Source organism: Gottfriedia endophytica, assembly GCF_017814275.1.
Classification (GTDB): Bacteria; Bacillota; Bacilli; order Bacillales; family Bacillaceae_G; genus Gottfriedia; species Gottfriedia endophytica.
Window position 1 is genome coordinate 71,042 of the sequence record NZ_JAGIYQ010000014.1, and the last position, 25,340, is coordinate 96,381.

Annotated in this window: 30 protein-coding genes and 1 tRNA gene; 10 read left to right on the top strand and 21 right to left on the bottom strand. The window is 33.3% G+C overall.

The features are described from left to right. Positions 1–180: 180 nt before the first annotated feature. From J5Y03_RS16520 to J5Y03_RS16530, 3 genes are all read right to left on the bottom strand, one after another. The gene (locus J5Y03_RS16520) at positions 181–438 is read right to left on the bottom strand and encodes a hypothetical protein (RefSeq protein ID WP_209407105.1); all 258 of its coding nucleotides are present in this window, start codon (positions 436–438) and stop codon (positions 181–183) included. An 84-nt stretch (positions 439–522) separates the two neighbouring features. Next, entirely contained in the window at positions 523–828 is a 306-nt protein-coding gene (locus tag J5Y03_RS16525) for a hypothetical protein (RefSeq protein ID WP_209407106.1), read from the bottom strand. Positions 829–985: 157 nt separating this feature from the next. Further along, the gene (locus J5Y03_RS16530) at positions 986–1,168 is read right to left on the bottom strand and encodes a hypothetical protein (protein ID WP_209407107.1); all 183 of its coding nucleotides are present in this window, start codon (positions 1,166–1,168) and stop codon (positions 986–988) included. A gap of 265 nt (positions 1,169–1,433) precedes the next feature. On the opposite strand from J5Y03_RS16530, the gene J5Y03_RS16535 reads away from it, so the two are divergent. The 3 genes from J5Y03_RS16535 to J5Y03_RS16545 all read left to right on the top strand — a co-directional run bounded on the left by J5Y03_RS16535 (position 1,434) and on the right by J5Y03_RS16545 (position 3,757). Then, positions 1,434–1,889, top strand: a complete 456-nt coding sequence (locus tag J5Y03_RS16535; RefSeq protein WP_209407108.1) for a hypothetical protein — start codon at positions 1,434–1,436, stop codon at positions 1,887–1,889. Between the two features lie 286 nt (positions 1,890–2,175). Beyond that, positions 2,176–2,718: an RNA polymerase sigma factor gene (locus J5Y03_RS16540; RefSeq protein ID WP_209407109.1), complete on the top strand. Its 543-nt coding sequence runs from the start codon at positions 2,176–2,178 to the stop codon at positions 2,716–2,718. Then, the gene (locus J5Y03_RS16545; RefSeq protein WP_209407110.1) at positions 2,687–3,757 is read left to right on the top strand and encodes a DUF4179 domain-containing protein; all 1,071 of its coding nucleotides are present in this window, start codon (positions 2,687–2,689) and stop codon (positions 3,755–3,757) included. The genes J5Y03_RS16540 and J5Y03_RS16545 overlap by 32 nt, the downstream gene beginning before the upstream one ends. A 575-nt stretch (positions 3,758–4,332) precedes the next feature. On the opposite strand, the gene J5Y03_RS16550 is transcribed toward J5Y03_RS16545, so the two are convergent. After that, positions 4,333–5,067 carry a GntR family transcriptional regulator gene (locus J5Y03_RS16550; protein ID WP_209407111.1) on the bottom strand — a complete coding sequence of 245 codons (735 nt, stop codon included), beginning with the start codon at positions 5,065–5,067 and terminating at the stop codon, positions 4,333–4,335. A gap of 388 nt (positions 5,068–5,455) precedes the next feature. Here J5Y03_RS16550 and deoD point away from each other — a divergent pair, with 388 nt between their 5' ends. Then, the gene (deoD, locus tag J5Y03_RS16555; protein WP_209407112.1) at positions 5,456–6,166 is read left to right on the top strand and encodes a purine-nucleoside phosphorylase; all 711 of its coding nucleotides are present in this window, start codon (positions 5,456–5,458) and stop codon (positions 6,164–6,166) included. A 214-nt stretch (positions 6,167–6,380) separates the two neighbouring features. Next, a complete protein-coding gene (locus J5Y03_RS16560; protein ID WP_209407113.1) occupies positions 6,381–7,283 on the top strand; it encodes an EamA family transporter in 903 nt (300 codons plus the stop codon). A 450-nt stretch (positions 7,284–7,733) separates the two neighbouring features. Here J5Y03_RS16560 and J5Y03_RS16565 read toward each other — a convergent pair whose 3' ends face one another. Together J5Y03_RS16565 and J5Y03_RS16570 are read right to left on the bottom strand one after the other, a co-directional pair. Then, positions 7,734–8,333, bottom strand: coding sequence for a replication-relaxation family protein (locus tag J5Y03_RS16565; protein WP_209407114.1), 600 nt, complete (start codon positions 8,331–8,333; stop codon positions 7,734–7,736). Continuing rightward, entirely contained in the window at positions 8,330–9,541 is a 1,212-nt protein-coding gene (locus tag J5Y03_RS16570) for an FtsK/SpoIIIE domain-containing protein (RefSeq protein WP_209407115.1), read from the bottom strand. Before J5Y03_RS16570 ends, J5Y03_RS16565 begins: the two co-directional genes overlap by 4 nt. A gap of 275 nt (positions 9,542–9,816) precedes the next feature. On the opposite strand from J5Y03_RS16570, the gene J5Y03_RS16575 reads away from it, so the two are divergent. Further along, the gene (locus tag J5Y03_RS16575; RefSeq protein WP_245208932.1) at positions 9,817–10,014 is read left to right on the top strand and encodes a helix-turn-helix transcriptional regulator; all 198 of its coding nucleotides are present in this window, start codon (positions 9,817–9,819) and stop codon (positions 10,012–10,014) included. A gap of 558 nt (positions 10,015–10,572) precedes the next feature. On the opposite strand, the gene J5Y03_RS16580 is transcribed toward J5Y03_RS16575, so the two are convergent. The 6 genes from J5Y03_RS16580 to J5Y03_RS16605 all read right to left on the bottom strand — a co-directional run bounded on the left by J5Y03_RS16580 (position 10,573) and on the right by J5Y03_RS16605 (position 13,496). Beyond that, positions 10,573–10,836 carry a hypothetical protein gene (locus J5Y03_RS16580; RefSeq protein WP_209407117.1) on the bottom strand — a complete coding sequence of 88 codons (264 nt, stop codon included), beginning with the start codon at positions 10,834–10,836 and terminating at the stop codon, positions 10,573–10,575. Between the two features lie 52 nt (positions 10,837–10,888). Next, complete coding sequence (locus tag J5Y03_RS16585; protein ID WP_209407118.1) at positions 10,889–11,275, bottom strand: phBC6A51 family helix-turn-helix protein; 387 nt, start codon at positions 11,273–11,275, stop codon at positions 10,889–10,891. 105 nt (positions 11,276–11,380) lie between these two features. Continuing rightward, positions 11,381–12,220 carry an ATP-binding protein gene (locus tag J5Y03_RS16590; RefSeq protein WP_245208933.1) on the bottom strand — a complete coding sequence of 280 codons (840 nt, stop codon included), beginning with the start codon at positions 12,218–12,220 and terminating at the stop codon, positions 11,381–11,383. After that, positions 12,165–12,899: a hypothetical protein gene (locus J5Y03_RS16595; protein ID WP_209407119.1), complete on the bottom strand. Its 735-nt coding sequence runs from the start codon at positions 12,897–12,899 to the stop codon at positions 12,165–12,167. Before J5Y03_RS16595 ends, J5Y03_RS16590 begins: the two co-directional genes overlap by 56 nt. 30 nt (positions 12,900–12,929) lie before the next feature. Beyond that, positions 12,930–13,223 carry a helix-turn-helix domain-containing protein gene (locus tag J5Y03_RS16600; RefSeq protein WP_209407120.1) on the bottom strand — a complete coding sequence of 98 codons (294 nt, stop codon included), beginning with the start codon at positions 13,221–13,223 and terminating at the stop codon, positions 12,930–12,932. 27 nt (positions 13,224–13,250) lie between these two features. Next, positions 13,251–13,496 carry a helix-turn-helix domain-containing protein gene (locus J5Y03_RS16605; protein WP_209407121.1) on the bottom strand — a complete coding sequence of 82 codons (246 nt, stop codon included), beginning with the start codon at positions 13,494–13,496 and terminating at the stop codon, positions 13,251–13,253. A gap of 131 nt (positions 13,497–13,627) precedes the next feature. Between J5Y03_RS16605 and J5Y03_RS16610 the strand changes: the two genes are divergently transcribed. Both J5Y03_RS16610 and J5Y03_RS16615 read left to right on the top strand, forming a co-directional pair. After that, positions 13,628–14,161: a helix-turn-helix transcriptional regulator gene (locus J5Y03_RS16610; protein ID WP_209407122.1), complete on the top strand. Its 534-nt coding sequence runs from the start codon at positions 13,628–13,630 to the stop codon at positions 14,159–14,161. A 19-nt stretch (positions 14,162–14,180) separates the two neighbouring features. Then, on the top strand, positions 14,181–15,359 hold the full coding sequence (locus J5Y03_RS16615) for a site-specific integrase (protein ID WP_209407123.1): 1,179 nt from the start codon (positions 14,181–14,183) through the stop codon (positions 15,357–15,359). 79 nt (positions 15,360–15,438) lie between these two features. Here the strand turns inward: J5Y03_RS16615 and groL are convergent, their stop codons facing one another. Together groL and groES are read right to left on the bottom strand one after the other, a co-directional pair. Further along, positions 15,439–17,064: a chaperonin GroEL gene (gene groL, locus J5Y03_RS16620; protein WP_209407124.1), complete on the bottom strand. Its 1,626-nt coding sequence runs from the start codon at positions 17,062–17,064 to the stop codon at positions 15,439–15,441. A gap of 73 nt (positions 17,065–17,137) precedes the next feature. Further along, positions 17,138–17,422 carry a co-chaperone GroES gene (gene groES / locus J5Y03_RS16625; RefSeq protein WP_209407125.1) on the bottom strand — a complete coding sequence of 95 codons (285 nt, stop codon included), beginning with the start codon at positions 17,420–17,422 and terminating at the stop codon, positions 17,138–17,140. Positions 17,423–17,670: 248 nt separating this feature from the next. Here groES and J5Y03_RS16630 point away from each other — a divergent pair, with 248 nt between their 5' ends. After that, on the top strand, positions 17,671–18,360 hold the full coding sequence (locus J5Y03_RS16630; RefSeq protein ID WP_209407126.1) for a CPBP family intramembrane glutamic endopeptidase: 690 nt from the start codon (positions 17,671–17,673) through the stop codon (positions 18,358–18,360). 30 nt (positions 18,361–18,390) lie between these two features. On the opposite strand, the gene J5Y03_RS16635 is transcribed toward J5Y03_RS16630, so the two are convergent. Beyond that, positions 18,391–19,017 carry a redox-sensing transcriptional repressor Rex gene (locus J5Y03_RS16635; protein ID WP_209407127.1) on the bottom strand — a complete coding sequence of 209 codons (627 nt, stop codon included), beginning with the start codon at positions 19,015–19,017 and terminating at the stop codon, positions 18,391–18,393. A 137-nt stretch (positions 19,018–19,154) separates the two neighbouring features. On the opposite strand from J5Y03_RS16635, the gene J5Y03_RS16640 reads away from it, so the two are divergent. Beyond that, positions 19,155–21,077 carry an ABC-F family ATP-binding cassette domain-containing protein gene (locus tag J5Y03_RS16640; protein WP_209407128.1) on the top strand — a complete coding sequence of 641 codons (1,923 nt, stop codon included), beginning with the start codon at positions 19,155–19,157 and terminating at the stop codon, positions 21,075–21,077. Positions 21,078–21,564: 487 nt separating this feature from the next. Here J5Y03_RS16640 and tsaD read toward each other — a convergent pair whose 3' ends face one another. The 6 genes from tsaD to J5Y03_RS16670 form a co-directional block, all read right to left on the bottom strand. After that, a complete protein-coding gene (tsaD, locus tag J5Y03_RS16645; RefSeq protein ID WP_209407129.1) occupies positions 21,565–22,590 on the bottom strand; it encodes a tRNA (adenosine(37)-N6)-threonylcarbamoyltransferase complex transferase subunit TsaD in 1,026 nt (341 codons plus the stop codon). Further along, positions 22,587–23,012 carry a ribosomal protein S18-alanine N-acetyltransferase gene (rimI, locus tag J5Y03_RS16650; RefSeq protein WP_209407136.1) on the bottom strand — a complete coding sequence of 142 codons (426 nt, stop codon included), beginning with the start codon at positions 23,010–23,012 and terminating at the stop codon, positions 22,587–22,589. Before rimI ends, tsaD begins: the two co-directional genes overlap by 4 nt. Positions 23,013–23,049: 37 nt before the next feature. Continuing rightward, positions 23,050–23,739, bottom strand: a complete 690-nt coding sequence (tsaB, locus tag J5Y03_RS16655) for a tRNA (adenosine(37)-N6)-threonylcarbamoyltransferase complex dimerization subunit type 1 TsaB (protein WP_209407130.1) — start codon at positions 23,737–23,739, stop codon at positions 23,050–23,052. Further along, entirely contained in the window at positions 23,720–24,193 is a 474-nt protein-coding gene (gene tsaE, locus J5Y03_RS16660; protein WP_209407131.1) for a tRNA (adenosine(37)-N6)-threonylcarbamoyltransferase complex ATPase subunit type 1 TsaE, read from the bottom strand. Before tsaE ends, tsaB begins: the two co-directional genes overlap by 20 nt. 293 nt (positions 24,194–24,486) lie before the next feature. Further along, entirely contained in the window at positions 24,487–24,924 is a 438-nt protein-coding gene (locus J5Y03_RS16665) for an SRPBCC domain-containing protein (protein WP_209407132.1), read from the bottom strand. A 294-nt stretch (positions 24,925–25,218) separates the two neighbouring features. Next, positions 25,219–25,294: transfer RNA gene (locus J5Y03_RS16670), tRNA-Asp, on the bottom strand. Between the last annotated feature and the right edge of the window lie 46 nt (positions 25,295–25,340).

Consider the following 25,340-nt stretch of genomic DNA (forward strand, 5'->3'; position numbering starts at 1 on the left):
TTTTTTACATGGCAATCCATTTATTATATCAATCTTTATTAAACTAATCTGCCGTATAGTGAAATATGGACTGATCTTTCAGCCCATATTTTTGTACAACTATCGCATGCGTTAGTTGAACAAGTAATTTAATGAATTAATCACTTCCAACAGATTGTTGTTTCAGAAATGTGAAAAACCTTAGCTAATGACTTTATCCTTATGTTTTTTCCTTAAAAATTCAACTAAAGCTAAAATCGATAGACCTATTATTACTGTTACGATATGAAAAACCCATTTCTTTTCATCGGGAATATTGTCTTTTATAATTCCAAATCCTGCAATAAATGAATTTGCTCCAATAAAATAGTTCATTCCATGTCCAATTAATATGTACTTTCTATAAAACTGAAATGATGCAAACATAAAAAATACAAAAAATAATATTTCAAAAATCACAATTTTTCTCCCTATTCAATTGAGTTTTTGTGAGACGTTTATTTCATGTTGTTCAACTAATGCATGCTTTAGTTGAATTAGAATTTAAAAACTTATTGTCTTTTTTGGTAAAGACTTTGGGTTGTTTATAAGAAATGCAACTGTCTTGCCTTTCTTAAATCTTACATTATTAAGCCAATAAATAAATGCATCTTCATTATAACTTAGTCCGAATTCTTCAGTGCCATCTTCATTTACTCCAAAAGGAACCCAGTAAGGATGATCGTTTTTTCGATCATATAACCATCTAAAGAAATCTCGTTGTAGTTTACGAATATTTCTTCCTACTTTTGCAGGACATCTAAAATAAACTGTATCTTTTTCATATTCAAATCCAATTTTTACGATCAATTTTAAGTTCCCCCATCGTTTATATATATCAAATTATTATAGCATTTCTTATTGAATTATCCTGCCCGTTACTTAAATAAGAAAAAGACTGCCGAAGCAGCCTTCATGATCTTCAACTATCGCATGCGTTAGTTGAACATCTCTGTATAAAACGGTTTTATCGTTTCTTTAAACTTTTATAAATCAAATTAATAATTCCAGCAATAACAAATGACCAAGCTAATACTAAAGATTCTTCTTTTATAGGATTAACATAATTAATTATTAAAAGTATTAAGCCTGAAATAACCATAACATTACCTAAAAGATATTTGACTAAAATCACATTGAATCTGTCCATTTGTTCGCTCTCTTTATATTAAATTTACCTCATTTAATATTATTGGTATTTAATAAATTATAACACTCCTTATTAACTATTCTGCCATTTAGCACAATAAAAAGAGCCACAAAAGTGACTCGTGATATTCAACTAACGCATGCGATAGTTGAACAAATTAAGGAGTCGATGATGATCGACTCCTTTTTAAGTATTTGGCAGTATAGTTCAACAAGGATTTATTGGAAAATGGTATTATATTCATATACATCTAATGAGGTGACCTATGAAAAAATATGAAAAAATGTTAATTGGAATTAATGAAGAAGAACTTAATTGTTTCGCTAATAAAGGGGATTGGATTTATATTGCAAATAAAAAAGATACAAAAAAAGGCTTATTTAGATTACCAAATTATATATATTTCTTTGTTTCATTAAATGTTGATCGAATGCCGTCTGAAATTGGAGTAGTAAAGAAATTAGATGAATGTATCACTGCTAGAGATTTGGCAGAGCTTGATTTTAAAAGCAGAGAAATGGACATTTCACTCATTAATGATGACGTAATTGCAGAGTATGAATGGTTTTTAGATAAAGTTAATGCACAGCCAGAACATACACCGATAGCAGTAACCTGGTTTGAAAGAGTCTTACCAAAAAAAGAAAAGGAATTGAGAGTCCATAAAAAATTCTTTACTGGTTTAAGTAAAGAAGAAAAGAAGCAGTTGTTCGTTGATTGAATTTTCTTATTGAACTAACGCATGCGATAGTTTAACAATACTTAGGAGCTGACTGATCGATCAGCTCCTATTTCACTATTGGGTAGGTTAGTTGAACAAGAAACTTTTGTAATTTGCAACAAAGCAAGGTGTGAATGAAAAATTAGATGAGAAAAATAGTTGATTTTGATTTAATTGAATTATCCAAAATAATGCTGTCATTTTTGGCAGCTTTTTTCTTAAAAATCAAAACTTTTATTTTCCTATTACGTCTAAGTATTGATTATTCGTGAAAGGGGGGATTAAATTGTCAGATAATCCTAAAGACGAAATTGAAAATTGGTACGACCAACATAGTCAATCTGTTCTAAGTTTTATTTTATTGATGGTGAAAGACTATCAACAAGCAGAGGATTTAACTCACGATACCTTTGTAAAAGCCTATTTATATTATGATTCATTTAAACAACATTCTAGTGAAAAAACGTGGTTGTTTAGTATTGCACACAATATAACAATTGATTTTCTAAGGAAGCGAAAGCCTTTTATATTATTTAAAGAGTTTTTTCATTTTCAAAAAGACAACAATCCATTGCCCGAAGAAGTTTTTCGTATTAAAGAGGAATCATATGAACTTTATAAAGCTTTAGAGAAAATCAAAGATACATACAGAAGGGTGATCATCTTAAGAAAAATAAAAGGTTTTTCTATAGAGGATACAGCAAAAATACTAGGCTGGACTGAGAGTAAAGTTAAATCGACTCTATTTAGAGCAATTCCCGTACTGAGAAAACAATTAAAAAAGGAGGGGGATTTTGATGAAGAAGCAATTTTTAGATACAGAATTTGATATTTCCTTAAAAGATTTAAATTCTAATTTAATGTGGAACAAAAAACAAAAACAAGATTTGAAACAAAGTATTTTGGCTGATATTAAGCTGCTTGAATTTAATGAGAAAAATAAGAACCTAATCGTGTCATTAAAAAATAAAAGGGTAAGTTTCCCTGGTAAGTTAATATACTCTTGTTTAGCTTTTATTATATTGATTGGTATTACATGCGGAGCATCTTTGGCATCACCTGCATTTGCAAGTACTTTAAAAAAGTTACCTATAATTGGTTCAATATTTGAAAAAATGGGCGACAAAGGACTACAAGAAGCAAAAAAGGGAGGGCTTTCTAAATCATTGAATGAAACAATTTCGATCGGGGATTCATCATTTACGATAACAGATGTTATGTATGATAGGAGTAGAATTTCTTTAGGTTATATATTTAAAAATGCCCCGAAAAACGACCCACTTTCTATCTTTAATAGTGTTTCTTATAAAATTGATAATAAAAATGTTACTAATTTGTCAAGTGATATTTCAGGCGACTTTATTAATGATACAAATTTTGCTGGAGTAATTAACCTATATATTCCAAGTGAACAAAATAATGTTTCATCTGATTTATCTATTACTTTCAAAGAGTCTAATGGCAAAAAAGGTGACTGGCAATTAAATATTCCTCTTACTAAAATACAAGGTAAAACATTTTTTGTTACAGAGCAAGCCTCATATAATGATTATACGTTTACAATGAAGAAAGTTACACTCACTCCTGCTACAACCGAGATAAATTTTGATTTTATGGAACCAAAGGGTATGAATATTATGTCAGGTATGAATTTTCGATTGTATGATGATAAAGGAAATGAATTAAAAAGTATGGGCTTTAACTCTTCAGGAAGTAGTGACAGTAACGGTAAAACAAAAAATGATACGAGTATTCAATTTGAACCAATAAAAAATATTCCTGATTATTTAGTTCTTGAGACTTACTTTGGCAGCACTTTAAATGAACCAGAATTAAGAATAAAGATTCCTATTAAAGAAGGAGAATAAGAAAGTTTATTTTATAATCTTTATACGTGGGCAAGAGAACAAGGAGTTGTCGATGCGGCAGCTCCTATTATGTTAAAAGTTTGGTTATGTCTATGAGGTGACAATCCAAAATTTGTGAAGTTATACACTTAAAGTAACGCGTGTTAGTTGAAGAACACCAAAGGCTTTTTGCAGCCTTTTTATTTTGCTATTTGGAAGGATATTTCATTAAGAATATGCAACTAACGCATGCGTTAGTTGAATAAGATAATAAAGAAATTGTTAAAATAATTGTTTAGGTTAAACCCATAAATTTAATTTTTAAAATCTAATTTTTTTTTAATAGCCTCTATTGATTGCTTATATCGCTCGTCACCTACTTTATCAATTTCAACAAAACGTAATCCTGTTTCGATTAAAATATTGAATAAGAAATGATAAATTACATCATTTTTAATAATATATTTCTCCCAGTTGACACTTTGAATCTCTTCATTTGTTTGCTAGCAATACTCTTCACAAACATAGCCTTTTATATTAGCACGTTTCTTTTTTGTTATATAAATTTCTTCTTTACATATATGAACGTTTTTATGCTATTTATTTATTCGATTTATTTTTATTGAACTAAGTTCGGTTGGGATATAAATCTTATTTTTAAGTACAACATTCCCCATTGAGTCAAATAAATTTTCAATTAATAATACGAATAAATTATTATTTGAACGTAATTCATAGTTTGAAGAAGGAAGAACTGATTCTGTAAATTTTATTTCGATTGTTGATGAATGGATTAGCGTATAAATATCTTCTTCAAGTATTTTTAATACGCTCTGCTGGTCGTTAAGATTCATTTGATATTGGGAAGCTGTCTCGCTTGGGAACATTGTAAAAGCATGTGCCACAATATTATTTTTAGACTTATACCATCTATTAAATCTAATCATCACTGCTGAATCGTGATTAAAAATCTTTTTAATGTAATCATAATCGTCTGAAAAACTAACTTCAAAGGAAGCATCTATATCATCAATTGTTTCTGTACAGCATTGAAAAACAGTATTATCTATTTTTTCTAAACCAACACTTCGTAGATCCACATTTTGCTTTATAAAGTTCCCTTGTCTAGGGATTGTTTCAATATAACCGTCCTCTTTTAGAAAACCCAACGCTTGTCTTAGGGTCATTCTACTAACATTCATCATCTTAGAAAGTTCTGGCTCTGAAGGTAGCTTACTTCCAATCGGATAGACTCCTTCGTTAATTAGTTTAAATAATTTTTCATAAATCTCTACGTATAGAGGTGATTTTTTTTTATTTTCAACGGACATAACAACACTCCTTATAAGTATTATATCTAGTTATGAATTATTCGCAATCTTGTCTGTTAAGTGGAAATGGGAAACACGGCCATTATTCTTTTAAATCAAGCACTAAAATTTTAAAAATATAGAATATTGCGTGACTTCAAGTTGTTATTGCTTAATTCAATATGTTGAAATATAATTTAGTTGAAATAAATTAGACAACAATGTATACCACAATCTTATGTAGTATTATTTTCATCGTCTTGTACTTGTTGTTTTTGTTCTAATTTGTAAACGAATACAGTTTAAGAATGAAAGGATTGTACAGAATACTTGAATGTGAAAGGCGTAAGAATATTAGTTGGATTATAGTTTTTGATAGTTAAAAGAATAGAAATGGAGAGATAATAATATGACAACACCACATAATACGGCAAAATTTGGAGAAATTGCAAAAACAGTATTAATGCCAGGAGATCCACTACGAGCGAAATATATTGCGGAAACATATCTAGAAAATCCAGTGCAGTTTAATAATATACGTAATATGTTTGGCTATACAGGAACTTATAAAGGGAAACAAATATCTGTAATGGGTTCTGGTATGGGAATGGCAAGTATAGGAATTTATTCATACGAATTATATAAGTTTTATGATGTAGAAAATATTATCCGTATTGGTAGCGCTGGAGCTTATACTGAAGAACTGAATTTACATGATATTGTGCTTGTAGATAGTGCTTGGAGTCAATCAACATTTGCAAAGACTCAAGCAGGCGTAGAAGGCGATATTCAGTACCCTAATGAGTTATTAACGAACAAAATTGAAGATACTGCAAAGCAAATTAATATTCCTATTATTAAAGGAAGAATACATTCGAGTGATGTATTTTATTATGAAAGTTCAGTTCCGAACTATGTTGATTTTTATAATGACCATAAGTGTATTTGTACAGAAATGGAAAGCTATGCATTATTCCATAATGCGAAAGTATTAGGTAAAAAAGCAGCTTGTCTAGTTACTATTGGAGATTCTTTAGTTACTCATGAAGAACTTAGTGCTGAAGCAAGAGAAACTTCATTCGATAAAATGATGAATCTTGCATTAGAGGCATGCTTGTAAGGTGTAGATATTTTGAAATTTGTATTTATCTCTTTTATAATGAAAATATAAAAGAGATAAATACACTAGAGTCACAATAATTTGTTATTATTTTATACACAAACTCACACCTGATTGTGTGTGGCGGAATTTTGTAGAGGTTTCACTCTGTTTCGTTCGCCCGTTGTCCTGAACTGGACAACGGGCGTTTTTTATTTATAAAGGAGGATTTTTTATGGAGAAATTTAAGTTTTCATTATTAGTTTTATTTGGTGCCTGCAGCTATGGCGTACTTTCAACAATTTTCAAGCTCGGCTTTAGGAATGGTTTTTCTGCGTTTGAGCTATTAGGAGGACAATATGTATTTGGCTGGATCGGAATATTACTAATCGTTCTTCTTTTCTCACGTCATAAAATGTCAATAAAACAAGTACTTTCATTATTAGCTGTCGGAACAACAATGAGCATGACCAGTATTTTCTATGCAATCTCTGTAGAAGAATTACCAGCTTCGATTGCTGTTGTTTTACTCTTTCAATTTACATGGATTGGAGTAACCATTGAAGCAATTGCAAATCGAACATTTCCAAGCCGTGAAAAGATAATATCAATTATTATTTTATTTGTCGGAACTCTATTGGCAGGTGGGGTGTTTGAAGGATTTGGACAAAACTTCTCTACAAAAGGTATCATTTTTGGACTATTAGCCGCTGTTTCTTTTTCCTTTTATATTTTTGCAAGCGGCCGCGTTGCTACAAATGTACCACCATATACGAAAAGCTTTCTGATGACAACAAGTGCTACGTTTATCGTTTGCTTATTTTTTCCACCAGCCTTCTTAATTAATGGTGCCTTGCAAGCTGGATTATGGAAATATGCACTCTTCCTTGGATTCTTCGGTGTTGTTGTACCGGTCATTTGCTTCTCTATTGGTGTCCCAAAAGTAGGAACAGGACTAGGAACAATTTTAGGTGCTGCTGAGCTCCCAACAGCAATCATTGCTTCTATTACACTCGCTCATGAAGTCGTATCACCATTACAATGGCTCGGCATTGTTTGCATATTACTTGGTATTTTCGCACCGCAATTTCTTACTGCAAGAAAAGATAAAAAACGTAACATAGAACTCAGCGCCTAAAAAAAGACCGTCAACAGCTGAACTGCACCCCAATTGTTAGACACAGTCTAACAATTGGAGGTGCAATTTTTTATGGCTAAATTTTCTTCAAAAGAAAAATTACGAGCAGTGAGACAGTATTAGTCGTTTCCCCTCTTACCTTATTGAACTAAACTGCCATATAGTTGAATAAGAACGTAATCAAAACTGTTAAGTTATGACACTTTCGATGTACAAAAAAGAGGTCAAACATGACCTCTCACTTCAAAAGCACCTCTTCAGGTGCTTTTTTAATTCATATCAAAAAACGAATGATTTCACTAATAATAGTGTCTGAGATTCCTAATAAGAAGATTAATACTACACAACCAGCACCCTTTGGTTCTGGTTATCTTTTCAAATTTCCGGAGGTTTGACATTTGCACAAGTACCATTTGTTAATTGTTACTCTATAGCATTCCCAAGCGTCTTTTAAATTTGCATCGCGCTTAATTGATGTAACTCTTTTGCTGATTTATATTGATAAATTTCTAAAAATGAATTTATTTCGTAAGAGGTCTGCGTAAAGATAGCAATTGCAGGGAAGAAAGGTTCGTCTGGTTGCCACGGAAATTTACGCCATTCATTCGAGTAGTAGTAATTTTCATAACGCTCTATTTTCTCTTGCATTGTCTTAACGTTATACTGTGTTAATTGTATTTCAACGAAATAAGGTGAGTTATTGTAAATCATAAATGCGTCCGGCTCTACCGTCCCTTTCGGACCTAATTTCGGCTCTACTTCAAACGAGTTAATATAGTGGCTTAAGCTGAAGTAAACCCGAGCAATCCCTAGATAGTGCGGAATTTTCTGAGACGTTTCTTTTATCGTTGAGGGATTTGGAAAGTAGACTGCGGGACTGTGTCGTTTAGACTGTTTGATGTGTCCCCTATCTCTTAATCTTCTTAATACTTGATTACAATTCGATACTGCACTTTTCTTATCTTTAAAAAATAACAAAATTAAATCATCACGGCTTAAGCATTTGAAAAATTCGAGTGTATTAACAATTTCTTGATCACGTTCTATCATTTGAAATCACTCCAAACGATAACTTTCGATTTTTTTATCTTATTAGTTGATACTTTCTTTGCAGACTTTAAAGGAATTTCGAATTCTACCTTCTTTTCTGCTATTTCTTCATTTGGTAATTTGTAAGGTTCTAGGATAGATTTTGCATGTTCAACTTTAAGTAAGGGTACTTTTACGTCAATTATTCCTTTTGTAGTTTTAGCTTTCATATGGCCCGAAGTAGTTAAGGTTTCACAACCTTCAGTATCAATAATAATTCGGCTATTTGTACCATCTTGTACTCTTCCACCTATACGTACAGTTAAGTGTACTTTAAGCTCTCCTTCTAAAATCTTAGCTGATGGTCTTTGAGTAGATAAAATTACAAATACTCCTAATGCACGCCCTATCGCAGCAATTTGTTGTAACAGATCATATATCAATTTATCATCTATTAATGAAAATTCATCTATGAATATAGTGATAAAAGGCGGTCTTATTTCTTTTGGTAATTCATTAACATGAGATACTTCGTATTGTTCTAATAGGTCACCTCTTAATCCCATTTCCTTTTTTAGTTCATTAAAGCAAGATTTTATTTTAGATTTTTCGTGAGTTACGATTTTTACTTGCGGTATTCGCTTATATAAGAAGAACTCAGATTTTTTCATGTCAAACATATACATTTGTAATTCATTAACACTTTTTGAGAGTAGAAGTGTCGTTACAATCGTACGTAATAATACGGATTTACCACTACCAGTTTCTCCTGCGATTAATAAATGAGGTTGCTCGACCATATCATACGAAAAACTGCCGCCTCTAGCAGTAATGCCGACGTATATCGGCAAATCATATTTCATTATTTCGCTATATATATTTTCATAGTTATATATTATCGTTTCCTTAAACGGATTTATTGACATCACATACAGGATAAATGTCTTTGCCGAAACTCGTTTAAGTTCTACATTCTCACCGAAACTTTGATTGAAAACCCACGATTTTTTTGCCACGTCTTCTGGATTAAATCCGCGAGGTAAATTTAAAACTGCTTCTAAACAATTAACGGATAAACCTATTCGGACAATCGTAGGATAAACGATCGTTTCACCGTACTTATGTGAAATTTCACCGAGCCTAAAACATCTTTTTATCTCATTTTCGAACTCATTTTTTAAAATCCATTCTCTGTATCTACTATATAAATCCATCAAGCAGTCTTTCATTATATAACACTCCCTTTTATCCTTCTGTTTTTATATTCCTTATCATCTTCTCTTTTCCCACCCCTTCTAATTACATAATTTAAAATTAGTGTTGTACCAATGCTTTAAAGTGTTAATAGTTAACTATCGATAGTTATTCAGCTAGTTAACATATTTTTAAAATTGGTTAACTATATTTCTTAATTAATGATATGTGCCTAGTTAATTAATATTGCATGTCCACTTAAAAAAGGAGTTTGCCCTTTTTAAAAGAATTTTTAAGTGAGGTGGTTATGTTGGTAATTTCAAGACTAAAAGAAATTTTAGATAAAAAAGGAATAAAATATTCTCACATCGCTAAGAAAGTAAAGATCAGTAATACGACAATGAGTTCATTAATAAATAACCAATCAATTCCTTCATATAAGACTGCTTATTATATTTCGAAAGAATTAAATATGAAGATGGAAGATATATGGTATTTTGAGGAATAGTACGAAGATACTTTTTTTGATAAACCCCTTTTAACTTTTGTTGGTTATTAAAAATAAGATAAGAAACTTTAGAGAATTTGAAAGGACCTAGGCTTACACAGGCTATCAGAATATAGTTCAAATCATGCACGTACAACTGGAGATTTTGGAGATCATTTGGTTCTCTACTGTCTATCTAAAAAAGGATATGAATGCGTACACTAAGACATGTAGGCGTAGTTCTAATCGCCAGTAAAGACGGTAAAAGGATGGGTATATCCGTCAAAAGTAGAAGTAGAAAAGAAGGAATAAAAGATACTAGACTGACAATGACCAAGCGCTTTTGTTTTTGACCAAATGGTGACAATAAAAGTGGTACTACTCCTCTTTAAGTTATAGAGGAGATTTACAAAACAAGTGCAAAATCCTCCGAAGACTGGTCCATTCTAAAGTTTGAAGACAACCCTCGAACCATAGTATATGAACTTAAATAGCAAAACCAGTAGTTTACAGCTAATAAAAAATAAGCAGACAAAATGCCACGAATTTTCTCGGGGCATTTTGTTTGACATAGTTTACTCATGGGAGTTTATCCAATTTATAATAACTCTCCCACTCTTCAGGCGGCCTTGGGATTGAATGAATAATAAAAATCCCTTCTTCATTATATTTTTGTTTAAATATTAAAAAATTCTCCAGGTTTCCTACAAATAATAATTGTTGGCCCTCTGTTACTCTTACAAGATCAACTTTCAGGTCCTTATAACAGATAAAATATCTCATTTTTTTCTGGTCATTAATTGAAACTGCCTTTTCCACTTTTTTGAGACGATTCTTCAACATTACCCCATCACTCCCATATGTTAAACCTTCAATTAATATAGATTTATGATTATTATTTTAGCGAATCATCCAGTCTTTTTTCTAAATCATCCATTTTTGAAGCTAATTCTTCAAGTTCATAAGCCTTAAATGCCATTTCCAGTACAGTTTTAGAAGCTGTAACTCTGCTACTAGAAGAAGCTTCCTTGTCATCCATCACTTCTTCTAATGTTTCAGCAGCCTTAGTTGTACCAGTCTGTAACCTCGCTATCGTTTGCGATAAAGCCTGTTTTCTAACACTACGATATTCTTTATTGAATCCTTCTTCCTGTAACCAACGATAAAGTGTTGTTTCACCAATTCCTGCCGCTCTAGCTGCACGTGTGATTGTTGGTTCATTAATTAATGCTATAATAGCCTTTTCCTGTTTAGCATCTAAAATGGAGTATTTTTCTTTCATATCCTACCACTTCCTTTCATTTTTAAAAAACTGAATTTTCTAACGATATTATCCAAATATCATCATTTGTTAGAACAACCAATTGGAACATCTTAGATATGAGACCTAAAATGGCATTCCTGAAATTCTTTTATCCTGTGTTTCTTTAAAAAGAATAAATTCTGGTTTTTTTAACAAACGGGATACAAGCTTTTTATCATACATTGTAAATAATATGTTACTGCTTAAATTTGTTGTGCTAATCGTTACTTTATCTTGCCGTGCACTGGTCACTGCATATAAAATTCTCTGAACAAAATCGGTTGCAGTTTTACCAGTTTCAATGGCACCTGTTTCAGCCCCTATATCATCCAATACTAAGTAATCAACCTCTGAGAGTAATTTTACAAAATACTGTTCTGTAAATTTACTTTGCTTATTGTTAAATGAATCTTTAATTAGTCTGATCATCTCTTCCACATTTACGAAGAGACAAGTTACTCCTGCACCAGATTCATTAAGTGCTTTAAGCAGTGAATAAGCTAAATGGCTTTTTCCAGCTCCTGGATTCCCTTGAAGTAATACATTGAAAACTTCTCCCTTTTTTAATCGCTCTAGTACTTGTAAACAATTTTTTTTATTCTTTCGTTCTTCTAGTGTTTCAGTTTTGTAATTCTCAAATGTTGCCCCTAGAATCGTTTTATCAGTAAGAATACTATGATTCTTAAAAATATTGTAAGTTTTACTATTAGAGTCTTTATTAAATTGTTGTTGAACTTCATCCTCTAGTTTTTCATTTATACGATTTAACTCACATCGAGGGCAGCATTCTTTCCCACCCAGCATCATCATTTGAGATAACTTTACATGTTTCTCCCCATTTTTTATGTAACAGTGATTGTTGCAGTATTTAGAAATCAAGACCATATTGTTCTGCATAACTTTTGGTATTTTGATAAGTTCCATTACTTCCTCCCCCAATTTCAAACCCATCTATGAAAGACTCATTATTTAAAAATGTAGATGGGTGCTTTATGTATTGCTTGTCCTTCCCATGGACTTCTTTAGCATATTTCTTTGTTCCAGCCATTATCGTTTCAAATGAATGGTTTTTAATCGCTATCTTAAATGATTTAAATGCTTTCTTCTTTTCGATTTTCCTAGGATATTCATTCCAGAATTGTTCAAATTGATCAGAATAGCTATTTTTCTTTTCATTTTCTTCATTTTTTAAATTCTTCTCATTCTTGTTTGTGTGTTTCTGTGCATTATCCTCATCGTCAGTATGATTGAAATGTGTCGTTCTTGAGCTTGCACTTGACTGGTAAACTTCATAATTAATAATCGTTATAGACGTCTTTTTTGTGTCGCTTTCTAGCACTATCATGCCGTCGTTTTGCAATAATTTAAGAAAATTTGTTACTTTACTGTTTGACCAGCCCCATTTATCACTTAATTTACGAATAGAAGTTATTGTCTGACCTGCCTTAACTTCAACAAGTTCGTTACCTAATAAAAATTTATGATCTTTATGGTTAACATCAAGCAATAAATCAAACCATGCCTCAAACCGGGAATATACTCTTTTTTCTTCATATAACCAATGTCCTTTTATTTTTCGATGTATTTTGATCCATCCTTGCATCCTTACACCTCCGATGGATTTCACCAAAATTTATTTACTTAATTCATTTTTATTAATGATGCTATTTCGCATCCATATATTCACGTCCTTACGATTCAATCGAATCACTTGCCCTCTCTGAAAATAAGGAATTTCTTTATTTACTATCAGGTTACGAACGGTAGGTATACTTACTTTTAAATACGCAGCAGTCTCTTTAATGGTTAAAATTTCTTCATCGATAATTTCCGACCTCATTTCCTCCATCATTTCAGTAACTACACCTTTTAAATCTTTTCGAGATATTATTAATGTTTCAATTGGTACTTCAATTTTAAAATTCATTTTCTTTCTCCTTTTATTAAAGTTGACTCACATCTCATTTTGAGTACAAAAAAATTCTATTTTTATTTCCAATGCATTCGCAATTTCATTTATTGTGGAAAATCGAATATTAGTTTTTTTACCTTTTTCAATTTCTCCAATCGTCTTCCTTGTTACACCACTTTCTAACGCTAATCTAGTTAGATTCCAACCTCTAGATAACCTAAAAAGTTTTAACTTTACCCCATCGATTTCTAAGTATTTCTCATGCTTAATTTTCTGAATACATTTCATTGAATCACCACTTCTTTTTTCATATTGGGTACAAAAACAATAATAACATCCCGAAATGAGTAATTCAACTTGTACTTTGTTTTCATTTTGTGTAATATACAATTATAAATACACAGGAAAGGAAGTTAGTAATGGTTGGAAAACGTATAAGAGAGCTAAGAAAGCAAAGAGGAATGACTTTAAGAGAACTTTCTGATGAGTTAAGAATTCCTTTTACAACGCTTGGAAATTATGAACGGAATGATAGACAGCCTAGTATAGAGACTCTTCAAGCAATCGCAGACCATTTCAGTGTAACAATAGATTATCTTTCAAGCGGGTCTAAAAATAAAAGGCAACTAAATTTATCGGATGAAGCTTTTCAGCAGCTTATGCAAGCGGAATTCCCTGAATTAACAAAAGAAGAGTTTGAATTAAGTAGAAAATTTAACAATTTGACTGAATTACTTAAGAAAAACCAAAACGAAAGAGAAATGAAAATTATAAGTGAAATAATTGAATTCCTTTTTCAAATGAAAATAAATTCAAGCCGAGAACTATTTTCAGAAGTAGATTCTACTCCATTGACCAAAAATGAATATGCATCAATTTATATAAAGAAAAAACATCATATGGATGGTTCGCTGAATGAGCTTTTTGAGATTTACTACAAAGAACTAAAATAACTTAAAATGAGGTGAAGAGATGGCATCATTTCAAAAGTACACTACTAAGCAGGGCCAAATGTGGCAATTCATTACAGAGGGCGGTACTGATCCAAAGACTGGGAAACGTAAACAGATAAAACGTAGGGGATTCAAAACCAAGAAGGGGGCGCAAATAGCAGCCGCTCAATTAGAACAAGAAATTGCAAACGGAACATACATTAAAGAGCACACCATATTATTTAAAGACTTTGTCCAGGAGTGGCTACAACTGTATGCCAAAAGAGCAAAAATAAGTAGTGTACGAGGCCGAGAAAAACAAATAATACGGTTGCTTGATTATTTCGCACACCTCAAAATGAAGGACATTACACGTGCAATGTATCAAAAAGCCATTGATGATTTATTTGATAAAGGATATGCGCAAAATACATTGGATGGCATTCACAGTGCTGGAAGCATGATTTTTAAGAAAGCGGTAGAACTACAAATTATTACTACTGATCCAACAGATTTCTTTGTCATGCCTAAGCGGATTGAAACTGTTGAGGATATTGAACGAAAAAAACAAACGATTAAATATTTGGAAAAAGAAGAATTAAAGTTGTTTCTGGACACCGCAAAAGAAAAGGGATTGGATAACGACTATATGAGTTTTTTAGTGCTAGCATATAGTGGTATAAGAAGTGGTGAATTGCTGGCGTTACAATGGAAAGACATTGATTTTGTGAACAATACCTTAAGCGTAACAAAGACTTTGTACAATCCAAATAATAACTCGAGGAAATACACTTTACTTACCCCTAAGACTCAAGGCTCTATCCGTACAATCAAAATAGACGAAACAGTCATAAAAGAATTAAAGAGGCATAAAACAGGGCAAAATGAATTGAAAATGATGAACCGTAATCAGTATGTAGACAAAGACTTTGTATTTGCTGATGAATATGGCTACCCTAGTTTCCATAAACGAATTCAAAGCCGTATGCAACGATTACTAAAGGTCTCTGGAATTACAAAAAGCGTTACTCCACATTCTTTTCGACATACACATACATCGTTGTTGATTGAAGCAGGTGTTGGAGTGAAAGAGGTTCAACAACGATTAGGGCATTCAGACATAAATACAACGATGGACATTTATGCTCATATGACCAAAAACATGGAAGAAAAAGCTTCCCAAAAGTTCAGTGAACTCATGAGAAGCTTCATTAAATAAATTTTCGTGACCAAATCGTGACCACGGATATTATCTTATTGTATTAAAGCGTTGATGCACCAAGGTTTTATCCTTGTTATTACATCATACCGCCCATGCCCATGCCGCCCATATCAGGCATTGCTGGACCAGCTGGTTCTGGTTTGTCAGCGATTACTGATTCTGTTGTTAAGAACATTGCAGAAACAGATGCTGCGTTTTGAAGTGCAGAACGAGTAACTTTAGTTGGGTCAACGATTCCTTCTTCAATCATGTTTACCCATTGTCCGTTTGCAGCATTGAATCCAACGCCTACTTCAACGTTTTTTAATTTCTCAACGATTACTGAGCCTTCTAAGCCAGCGTTTGTTGCGATTTGACGTACTGGTGCTTCAAGTGCACGTAATACGATGTTGATACCAGTTGCTGCATCGCCTTCAGCTTCAATTGCAGCTACTTTATTGTAAACGTTCATTAATGCAGTACCACCACCTGCTACAATACCTTCTTCTACTGCAGCACGAGTTGAGTTTAATGCATCTTCAATACGTAATTTACGCTCTTTTAACTCAGTTTCAGTTGCAGCACCAACTTTGATAACAGCAACGCCACCAGCTAATTTCGCTAAACGTTCTTGTAATTTTTCGCGATCAAATTCAGAAGTAGTTTCTTCTAATTGACCACGGATTTGACCGATACGTCCTTCGATTGCTTCAGATGATCCAGCACCTTCAACAATTGTTGTGTTATCTTTTGTTACAACAACTTTAGACGCACGACCTAATTGAGTGATGTTTGTAGATTTTAGATCTAAACCTAATTCTTCAGTAATCACTTCACCGCCAGTTAATACAGCGATATCTTCCAGCATTGCTTTACGACGGTCACCAAAGCCAGGAGCTTTAACAGCTACAGCGTTGAATGTTCCACGTAATTTGTTTACTACTAATGTTGCTAATGCTTCACCTTCAACATCTTCAGCAATCATTAATAATGGTTTACCTTGTTGAACAACTTGCTCTAACACTGGTAAAATTTCTTGAATGCTATTGATTTTTTTGTCAGTGATTAAGATATATGGATTGTCTAAAACTGCTTCCATTTTATCTGAGTTTGTTACCATGTAAGGAGAAGCGTATCCACGGTCAAATTGCATACCTTCTACTACTTCTAACTCAGTTGTGAAACCTTTAGATTCTTCTAAAGTGATAACTCCGTCGTTTCCAACGCGTTCCATTGCTTCAGCGATTAACTGACCAACTTCAGCATCATCAGCAGAGATTGCTGCTACTTGAGCAATTGAATCTTTGCCTTCGATTGGTTTTGAAATTGCTTTTAACTCTTCAACCGCTACAGTCACTGCTTTTTCGATTCCTTTACGGATACCCATTGGATTTGCACCAGCAGTTACGTTTTTAAGTCCTTCACGGATCATTGCTTGCGCTAAAACTGTTGCAGTTGTAGTACCGTCACCAGCAACGTCGTTTGTTTTGCTAGCAACCTCAGCAACTAATTTTGCACCCATGTTTTCAAATGCGTCTTCTAATTCGATTTCTTTTGCGATTGTTACACCGTCATTTGTAATTAATGGTGAACCGAATTTTTTCTCTAGAACCACGTTACGTCCTTTTGGTCCTAATGTTACTTTTACAGCATCTGCTAATGCATCTACCCCACGAAGCATTGCGCGACGAGCGTCTTCACCAAACTTAATGTCCTTAGCCATTAAAAAAACCTCCTCATAATTTTTAATTTATTTACATATATTTTTTTAAAATCTAAATTTTTGTTCTTAAAAATTAACCAATAATTGCTACAATGTCACTTTCACGTAACACTAAGAACTCAGCACCTTCGTGTTTCACTTCTGTGCCAGAGTATTTTGAGAAGATAATGCGGTCGCCAACAGATACTTCTACTGCAACGCGCTCTCCATTATCAAGGACACGACCAGCACCTACTGCTACTACTTTACCTTCTTGTGGTTTTTCCTGAGCAGTACCTGGTAATACGATTCCACTAGCAGTCTTTTCTTCTGATTCAACAAGCTCAATTACAACGCGATCACCTAATGGCTTTAACATATGTAATAACCTCCTCAATACTTAAATAATGTTTTTTAGCACTCAACATCAGTGAGTGCTAATACATTTATAATAATAAATAATATTTTCCATTTTTGCAAGTCAAAACAACTGACTTTTATTGTCATTTTCGCACTTGTTTTGTCATACATTTTTAACATTCCCATGTACTTTCTTTCATGATTCAAAACAAGTAAAATAGACTAATAAGGACATCAACGTTCCAGTCAATTAAAGGGGAGTACAATTTGAAAGCAAAAGATTTATGGGTTTTACTTACATATATACTTATGCAGTATTCAGGAGTAATTGGGGTTAGGTATTTAGCAAAAACAAACTTATATAGCAATCAGCCACATTCAATTGCAGTTAAAGAAGCTGTTGGATTGTGGGCATGTATAAGCTTTATTGTTGGCCTACTCATTATCTTAATTCTTTTAAAAACATCTGTTTTTGATTCTTGGAGAAAACTAGACAAACCTGAAGTTTTAAAAGTTATTCGTTGGTCGACCATGGGTTATTTTTTAGCAATGGTGATTCAGATAATTTGTATCAAGCTGATTATTTTCTTGTTCGATGTAAATCACGCTTCACAAAATACGGAGCAAATTCTTGAAATCGCAAAACTTAACCCAGCATTTATTATTATTCCAAGCTTGATCGCACCAATTTTAGAAGAAATTATTTTCCGAAAAATCTTATTTGGAAGTTTATCAAAGCGTCTTCATGTTATTCTTGCCGCTATAATAAGCTCTTCCATCTTTGCTTTTATGCATGGTGATTTACCATTTTTCCTTTCCTACTTTGGGATTGGGATGCTCTTCTGTTTCTTATATAAACGAACAAATACTTTACTTGTCCCAATATTAACGCATATGCTCATGAATTCATTTGTGGTCATTCAACAACTTCATCTGTTAAATAAAATGATGCACTAAAAAACCCCCATTTTATGGGGGTTTTTGTATCTATTTTTGAAGGAAATATGCAAGTGTTTGAAGCTCAATTGCCAAATCAATATGATGAATACGGATATGATCAGGCACGCTAATACGAGCAGGTGTAAAGTTTAAAATACCTCGAATGTTTTTTTCTGTTAAACGGTCTGCAATCGATTGAGCAACCCCTGCTGGTACCGTTAAAATCGCAATTTGGATTTCGTCAGTTATGATTTCTTCTAGTTTTTCAAGGTCATAGATTGGAACTCCACCGATATCCGTTCCAATTTTGTTCGGATCAATATCAAAAGCCATTACAATTTCTGTATTGTTATTTTTAATGAAATTATATCGTAAGAAAGCGGTACCTAAATTACCTACTCCAATTAAAGCAACTTTCATTACTTCGTGTTGGTTTAATGCTTCTGAGAAAAAAGTTAATAAATAATTCACATTATAGCCATAACCTTTTTTACCAAGTGCACCAAAGTATGAAAAATCACGACGAATCGTTGCCGAATCTACCTTTACTGCTTCACTTAATTCCGCAGACGAAACTCTTTGTTTACCTGATAAAGACAAATTCTTAATAAAACGGTAATATAAAGGTAAACGTTTCGCAGTAGCTTGTGGAATTTTTATTTGTTCTGATTCCATTTGTTGAATCCCCCACTTACTGTCAATCATTCATTTTAGTAAAAAAGTCTTGCTCTACTATAAAATATACACTATTTTTTCTTATAATGACAGTACACTGTATAGCGTTTACAATTTAGTACTCGAGGTGAACACGATTGATCTTATTACAAGTGAATAATATCTCCAAATATTTTGGGAGTGATGTTATTCTTTCAAATATAAAATTAGAAGTAAAAACAAAGGACCGAGTTGCGATCGTTGGTCGAAATGGTGCTGGTAAGTCTACTCTATTAAAAATAATTGCAGGAGAATATTCATTCGATGGTGGTGAGTTAATTAAACCTAAGGATGTTACATTAGGTTATTTAGCACAAAATACAGGTCTTCAAAGTGATTCTACGATTTGGGACGAGTATTATGCTATTTTTTCTCATTTAACTGCTATGCAAGATTCGATGCGAAAGCTTGAATTAAAAATGACAAAGGAAGAAGTCTATTCTAACCAAGCTGAATATGACAAAGTAATGGCCGAGTACGATCATTTACAACATACTTTTAAAGAACAAGGCGGTTATCAGTTTGAAGCAGATATTCGCTCCATCTTAAGTGGTTTAGGCTTTAAAAATGAAGATTATCAAACATCAATCTCAGCACTTAGTGGTGGGCAAAAAACAAGATTAGCTCTAGGGAAATTATTATTAACTAAACCTGACTTATTAATCTTAGACGAACCAACTAACCATTTAGACATTGAAACGTTAAGTTGGCTTGAACGATATTTACAGTCCTACCCTGGTGCTGTATTAATTGTATCTCATGACCGCTACTTTTTAGATCAAGTTGTTAACACTGTTTATGAAATTTCTAATCATCGTCATCAAAAATTCGTTGGAAACTACAGTAAGTATCTTGAGCTTAAAGCCGCACAATATGAGCAAGAAATGAAGCAATTTGAGAAACAACAAGAGGAAATTGCTAAATTAGAAGACTTTGTTCAGCGAAATATTGCACGTGCATCTACGACAAAACGTGCGCAAAGTAGACGTAAACAGCTTGAAAAAATAGACCGTTTAGATCGTCCTCAAGGTGACGATGCATCGGCGAATTTTTCTTTTTCAATTGAAAAACAAAGTGGAAATGAAGTGCTAAAGGTTCACGATGTATTTGTTGGATATAATCGAGTTCCAACAGTTCAAAGCCCTTTCACTTTTAATGTGAATCGAGGAGAGAGCATTGCGCTTGTGGGTCCTAATGGGGTAGGGAAATCTACTTTATTAAAAACGATTATTGGCGATCTTGAGTCCCTTCAAGGTGATATCCAATTCGGAGCGAACGTCACTATCGGTTACTATGACCAAGAACAAGCAAAGTTAACTTCGAATAAACGAGTATTGGACGAGCTTTGGGATGAATACCCACTAAAGCCTGAACAAGAAATTCGAACAATCCTTGGTAACTTCTTATTTTCTGGCGATGATGTAACGAAAATCGTATCTACTTTAAGTGGTGGGGAAAAAGCACGTCTTGCACTAGCAAAATTAATGATGAAAAAAGCTAATTTTCTTATTCTAGACGAGCCAACTAACCATTTAGATTTAGATAGTAAAGAAGTTTTAGAGAATGCATTAATCGATTATCCTGGGACAATTTTATTCGTATCACATGACCGTTACTTTATGAACAGATTATCCACAAATACATTCGAATTAGAACCAAACGGCTTAACTGTTTACTTAGGTGATTATGATTATTATATATTTAAGAAAAATGAAACACTCGAAAAATTAAAAGCACAGGAAGAAGAAAGAAACTCCACTGTGCAATCTGATACACGTAAAACAACTGATTACCAAGCGGATAAAGAAGAGAAAAAGAAACAACGTCAAATCCAGCGTCGTTTAGATGAGCTTGAGAAGACGATCACCGAACTTGAAAGCCAAATTGAAGAATTAGAATTAGAGCTTTGCAAGCCTGAAGTTTATGGAGATTATGAAAAAGTTAATACCATTACGGAGCAAAAAAATAACTTAGAGGCCCAGCTTCTTGAATCGATGGAAGAATGGGAATCTCTTCAATAAAAAATGGTGAAACAGATGGCAAAGGTTATGTCATCTGTTTTTTTATTTGGCTGTTTTCGTAAACTTTGTTGCTATTTCGGTATGTGTAAGTTGATTGGAACGTAGGGATGCTCGCTTTCCTTGGGGCGTGAGCTGAGCCTCCTCGTCGCATACGCTCCTGCGGGGTCTCAGCCTTCCCGCATCTCCCACAGAAGCCTGGGCACCCTTCCGTTCCAATCAACTTCTGTCTTTTAAATTACAAACGCTGAAAGCAACAATCTTTAAAAAAAGAGCCTAGAAAAGAACCCCTTATAGTAGTTCGAATTATCTACAAGTTATCCACATTTAATTTTCTTTTAATATAAGTTATTCACCGACTTTTCCACATTATCCACAGATAAACTCATTTATTATACACAATTTTACTCACAACATAGTTCAACTTATCCATAAATTAAAAATACTTATGCACATTTTATAAAAATTTTGTGCATAAGTCTCTTTTTCATTATACTTGTTCTAAATCTAAACCAGGTGATCCATTTAAATCAAGGGATGACATTTTACCCTGTTGATAACGTATATAAGCCGCTGCTCCTATCATAGCAGCATTATCCGTACATAATGATAATGGCGGAATAATTAATTCTACTCCTTCAAGTGCTTCTACTTTATTTGTTAAAGTAGTACGTAATCCTTTATTTGCAGCAACTCCCCCTGCTAAAAGGATTTGTTTTACACCATATTCTTTTGCCGCTTGAATCGTTTTCGTTACAATGACTTCAATAACACTTTCTTGAAAGCTTGCTGCTACATTTTCTGGTTTGACTTCTTCACCACGCTGCGTGGCATTATGCATGTAGTTAATAACGGCTGATTTCAATCCACTGAAGCTAAAGTCATAGCTTCCTTCCTCTAGCCAAGCGCGAGGAAACCGTATGGATGCTTCACCTTCATCTGCAAGTCGATCAATATGTGGTCCACCAGGATAAGGTAAATCTAACGTCCGTGCAACCTTATCATATGCTTCTCCAGCTGCATCATCTCTTGTTTCCCCAATTACTTCAAAGCTCCCATGTTCTTTCATATAAACAAGCTCTGTATGGCCACCAGAAACGACTAATGCTAGTAAAGGAAACTCCATTGGTTTAACTAACTGATTGGCATAAATATGACCAGCAATATGATGAACTCCGATTAAAGGAAGTCCATGTGCAAATGCAATTGCTTTTGCTGCATTCACCCCAATTAATAATGCACCGATCAGTCCAGGTCCTTCAGTAACCGCAACTGCACTTAAATCACTATACGTTACATTTGCTTGCTGCAATGCCTCTTCTATTACAACAGTCATTTGCTCTACATGTAAACGAGAAGCAACTTCAGGAACTACCCCTCCAAAGCGTTTATGACTTTCAATTTGTGTAGAAACCACATTGCTTAAGATTTCATTTCCATTTTTAATCACTGCAACTGACGTTTCATCACAGCTTGTTTCAATACTTAAAATTAAACATTCTTCTTTTGTACTCATACCATTTTCACCCACATCACTAACGCATCTTCATAATTGTCTGTATAGTAACTTTTACGAATTCCACCATTTTGAAATCCTAATTTACGATATAAATTTTGTGCAACTGTATTGGAAACTCGGACTTCTAACGTTAGCGTTTCTGCTCCATGCTCAACCGCATATTGCATAACCATTTTAAGTAGCGCTTCTCCTAACCTTTTTCCTCGGTACTCAGGTAAGATTGCTATATTCGTAATATGCGCTTCATCAATAATAACCCATAGTCCACAATATCCTATCACTTTTCCATCTGCTTCAACAACAAGATAATGTGCAAACTGATTATGATAAAGTTCATTATAAAAAGCTTCATAAGACCATGGAGTCGTAAAAGATTTTTGCTCAACCTCTAATATCATTTGCAAATCTGATTCTGTCATTTTTCGAAAACTTACAGAAGAAATCAATCTAACTCACCTACTTTTGTTGATTGGCAATCCAATTTGCTTCAGCCTCTGCTAAACGCAAATATTCTGGGACAAAATGATGAACAGACTCTGCTTCCTTTTCACTTAAACTAAAGTACGCAAGCTCGCTTGGACGTTGATTGTTTTGATTTGTAAAAACTGCAAGATCTCCTAGAGCTTCTTTTAAATAATCCTCATGAATCGAAACATCATTTCCTACAAATAATATCGGCTGCTCATACGCTTTTAACAGCTGGACCCACTGTTCTCTTAATATATTACAATCATCTAAAACCGTCTCAATTTGCCCATTTTTCACATCATATAAACCTGTGTATAACTGGGTACGACGTGCATCGAATAGCGGGCAAACTAATCCATTAAAATATCTCCCATTTACTGCTAATAACTTTAAACTTGAAACACCGACAAGTGGGATATTTAAAGTGTATGCTAATGTCTTTGCTACTGTTACCCCAATGCGTACACCTGTATAAGACCCTGGTCCCTTTGCCACAGCAATCTTTGTTAACTCATTCGGTTTCACATTACACTCTTTCATTAATTGCTCAATTGCTGGCATTAAACGTACGGAATGATTTTTATTAATATATGTAATTACTTCACCAATGATTTGCTTTTCCTTCATTAAAGCAACACCCATCACATTAGTCGAAGTATCAATTGCTAAAACGGTCATCTTCCATTAACTCCTTACTTAGCGTCTCGTAACGCTCTCCAACTGACAAGATTTCAATCTCTCTTTCATTTTCTCCAGAACGACGAATAATAAGCTTCATATATTCCTTTGGCAGAAAATCTTCAATTAAATGTGCCCACTCAACAACACAAACACCTTCACCATTAAAATATTCATCAAATCCTAAATCTTCATCTCCACCATCTAAACGATAAACATCCATATGATAAAGTGGCATACGTCCTTTATATTCTTTAATAATATTAAACGTCGGACTGTTAACATTTCTTTTTACACCAAGACCTTTTGCAAAGCCTTTCGTAAAAGTCGTCTTACCTGCTCCCAAATCACCTTCCAGCAAAATAACTGTTCCAGGTACCACAAGCTCACCTATACGCTCAGCAACTGCTTGTGTTTCTTTTTCAGAAGTTGTATGTATCTTATTATGACCCATCTACTCACCGTCCATCATTAAACCTATTTTTCTATATGTAAATCCTTTTAAATACATTATCTTTAACAGTTTACTATTGAACCCAAACTGATTCAAATAATCATTCACATAACCACTAATTATTTTTCAATTATACACTCATTTGCATCAAAAAATCCCTAATTTGCTTCAATTAGGTAGGAATCACTAATCAAATAAAAAAGGGATCAATACGTTCTATTATATTTAAGCAATCATTCACCTGAGGCATGAACCAACAAAATTAAAAAGTGAAGATAGCTAATTGAAATAGATTAACCCTTCACTAGTCCTTCTCTCAACGTCTTAATATCAGATTCCAAATATCCCTTTAAACAGGTCAATACAAAAACCCAACCTTCTTTATTGTCTAACATTTTATGTATTAATTCATCATCATTTTCATTAAAACCTTCTTCGTTAACTTCAATAATTGTAATCGAATTTTCTATTTCATTTAGGGTAATCGTAACGACATGTTCTTCCTCAGACGTGCCCCAACTAAATACGATTTTCTCATTTCCCTTGATTTCAACTACTTTTATTTCTACTACTGCATTATATAGATCATATTCCAAAGTAATTTTCTTACCTTGTTCCCATCTTTCAGAACTTGACGAGAACCAAAAATTCTTGATTTTTGAAGGGTCTACAAAGGCTTCAAAAACTTCATTAGCTGGCTTTACAATTTTAAATCTCGTAAGGTTGTTCATATTTAAAATCATCCCTCTTTCGATCTGTTGAAATTATTATATGATATCTCATTTGGAATACCAAATAAAAAAGGATCTAAGTGAGTAGGTATGATTAAAATAATAGGATATTTTAAAATAGTTAATTAACTACTTTAAAATATCCTATTTTATTTTTATTTGAATGTATAACACAATCAGTTTTACAGTACTGATGTAATTCTGTATGATTCTTCTTATTCTATTGTAGTATCGGATTATTTTTTGAATAACAAAAAAACGAAACAATCTGTTTCGTTTGAGTATGTATTATTATGGCGGTCCCGACCGGGATCGAACCGGCGATCTCCTGCGTGACAGGCAGGCATGTTAACCGCTACACCACGGGACCATTTGGTTGCGGGGACAGGATTTGAACCTGCGACCTTCGGGTTATG

Excerpts from the sequence above, each read along its gene's own strand:
- J5Y03_RS16530 (WP_209407107.1), bottom strand. The coding sequence starts at position 1,168 with ATGGACAGATTCAATGTGATTTTAGTCAAATATCTTTTAGGTAATGTT.
- J5Y03_RS16535 (WP_209407108.1), top strand. The coding sequence starts at position 1,434 with ATGAAAAAATATGAAAAAATGTTAATTGGAATTAATGAAGAAGAACTT.
- J5Y03_RS16545 (WP_209407110.1), top strand. The coding sequence starts at position 2,687 with ATGAAGAAGCAATTTTTAGATACAGAATTTGATATTTCCTTAAAAGAT.
- J5Y03_RS16550 (WP_209407111.1), bottom strand. The coding sequence starts at position 5,067 with ATGTCCGTTGAAAATAAAAAAAAATCACCTCTATACGTAGAGATTTAT.
- deoD (WP_209407112.1), top strand. The coding sequence starts at position 5,456 with ATGACAACACCACATAATACGGCAAAATTTGGAGAAATTGCAAAAACA.
- J5Y03_RS16560 (WP_209407113.1), top strand. The coding sequence starts at position 6,381 with ATGGAGAAATTTAAGTTTTCATTATTAGTTTTATTTGGTGCCTGCAGC.
- J5Y03_RS16565 (WP_209407114.1), bottom strand. The coding sequence starts at position 8,333 with ATGATAGAACGTGATCAAGAAATTGTTAATACACTCGAATTTTTCAAA.
- J5Y03_RS16570 (WP_209407115.1), bottom strand. The coding sequence starts at position 9,541 with ATGAAAGACTGCTTGATGGATTTATATAGTAGATACAGAGAATGGATT.
- J5Y03_RS16580 (WP_209407117.1), bottom strand. The coding sequence starts at position 10,836 with ATGTTGAAGAATCGTCTCAAAAAAGTGGAAAAGGCAGTTTCAATTAAT.
- J5Y03_RS16585 (WP_209407118.1), bottom strand. The coding sequence starts at position 11,275 with ATGAAAGAAAAATACTCCATTTTAGATGCTAAACAGGAAAAGGCTATT.
- J5Y03_RS16590 (WP_245208933.1), bottom strand. The coding sequence starts at position 12,220 with ATGGAACTTATCAAAATACCAAAAGTTATGCAGAACAATATGGTCTTG.
- J5Y03_RS16595 (WP_209407119.1), bottom strand. The coding sequence starts at position 12,899 with ATGCAAGGATGGATCAAAATACATCGAAAAATAAAAGGACATTGGTTA.
- J5Y03_RS16600 (WP_209407120.1), bottom strand. The coding sequence starts at position 13,223 with ATGAATTTTAAAATTGAAGTACCAATTGAAACATTAATAATATCTCGA.
- J5Y03_RS16605 (WP_209407121.1), bottom strand. The coding sequence starts at position 13,496 with ATGAAATGTATTCAGAAAATTAAGCATGAGAAATACTTAGAAATCGAT.
- J5Y03_RS16610 (WP_209407122.1), top strand. The coding sequence starts at position 13,628 with ATGGTTGGAAAACGTATAAGAGAGCTAAGAAAGCAAAGAGGAATGACT.
- J5Y03_RS16615 (WP_209407123.1), top strand. The coding sequence starts at position 14,181 with ATGGCATCATTTCAAAAGTACACTACTAAGCAGGGCCAAATGTGGCAA.
- groL (WP_209407124.1), bottom strand. The coding sequence starts at position 17,064 with ATGGCTAAGGACATTAAGTTTGGTGAAGACGCTCGTCGCGCAATGCTT.
- groES (WP_209407125.1), bottom strand. The coding sequence starts at position 17,422 with ATGTTAAAGCCATTAGGTGATCGCGTTGTAATTGAGCTTGTTGAATCA.
- J5Y03_RS16635 (WP_209407127.1), bottom strand. The coding sequence starts at position 19,017 with ATGGAATCAGAACAAATAAAAATTCCACAAGCTACTGCGAAACGTTTA.
- tsaD (WP_209407129.1), bottom strand. The coding sequence starts at position 22,590 with ATGAGTACAAAAGAAGAATGTTTAATTTTAAGTATTGAAACAAGCTGT.
- rimI (WP_209407136.1), bottom strand. The coding sequence starts at position 23,012 with ATGACAGAATCAGATTTGCAAATGATATTAGAGGTTGAGCAAAAATCT.
- tsaB (WP_209407130.1), bottom strand. The coding sequence starts at position 23,739 with ATGACCGTTTTAGCAATTGATACTTCGACTAATGTGATGGGTGTTGCT.
- tsaE (WP_209407131.1), bottom strand. The coding sequence starts at position 24,193 with ATGGGTCATAATAAGATACATACAACTTCTGAAAAAGAAACACAAGCA.
- J5Y03_RS16665 (WP_209407132.1), bottom strand. The coding sequence starts at position 24,924 with ATGAACAACCTTACGAGATTTAAAATTGTAAAGCCAGCTAATGAAGTT.